2 protein-coding genes are annotated in these 653 nt (G+C 66.0%); one reads left to right on the top strand and one right to left on the bottom strand.

The window, feature by feature from the left end; genetic code table 11:
* On the top strand, nt 1–182 hold a 182-nt coding region (locus C9414_RS20790), incomplete at its 5' end, for a hypothetical protein (protein ID WP_181286187.1).
* 145 nt (nt 183–327) lie between these two features.
* On the opposite strand, the gene C9414_RS20785 is transcribed toward C9414_RS20790, so the two are convergent.
* On the bottom strand, nt 328–653 hold a 326-nt coding region (locus C9414_RS20785; protein WP_142398071.1), incomplete at its 5' end, for an STAS domain-containing protein.

Here is a 653-nt window from a genome sequence, read left to right as displayed (position 1 = left end):
CGGTGGTGTACGAGTTCCCCGGTGGCATCACCAGTGACGCCTACATGGACTTCAGTCGCTACCTCTTCGATCTGGGCGTGCGCCCCAATATCGGGCCGGGCGACAACCAGATGATCTGCACCAGCGAAGTGATGGACGCCGATATGCGGGTGGAAGTCAGGTGCATGGGCCGCAGGCACTGATGCAACAACGCGGGTGACCGCCGCTGCGGTCACCCGGGTGCCCCCTGTCGAATCAGAGGCAGATGCCAGTGCATGCCCTGGCATCTGCCGAAGCGCTTGTGGACCCATCCTCCAGCACAGATGGCGGCGATGGGTGAGTGCGAACTCAGTGTCCGCCGCCGCGTCCACCCACCTGCTCGATCAACGTCCGGCTGGCGGCATTGAGCCCCACCACCGTTACCTCGGCGCCATGCGCGGCCAGTTTTTCCTGCGCGCGTTCCAGCGCGGCCACGGCGGTCAGATCCCACAGATGGGCATCGCGCAGATCAATCTGCACCTTCGGTGCCACGTGCTGGTAATCAAACGCCGCGCCCAGCTGGCCGGCGGAAGCGAAGAACACCTGGCCGCGCACGCGGTAGACCTGCGTGCTGCCGGCCTCCTCGCGCTGCACCTCCAGCATGCGGCCCACCTTGCGCGCGAAGAACAGCGCCG

Source organism: Bacillus sp. Nf3 (assembly GCF_003028545.1).
Lineage (GTDB): Bacteria > Bacillota > Bacilli > Bacillales > Bacillaceae > Bacillus > Bacillus safensis.
This window is presented reverse-complemented; position numbering and strand designations above follow the sequence as displayed.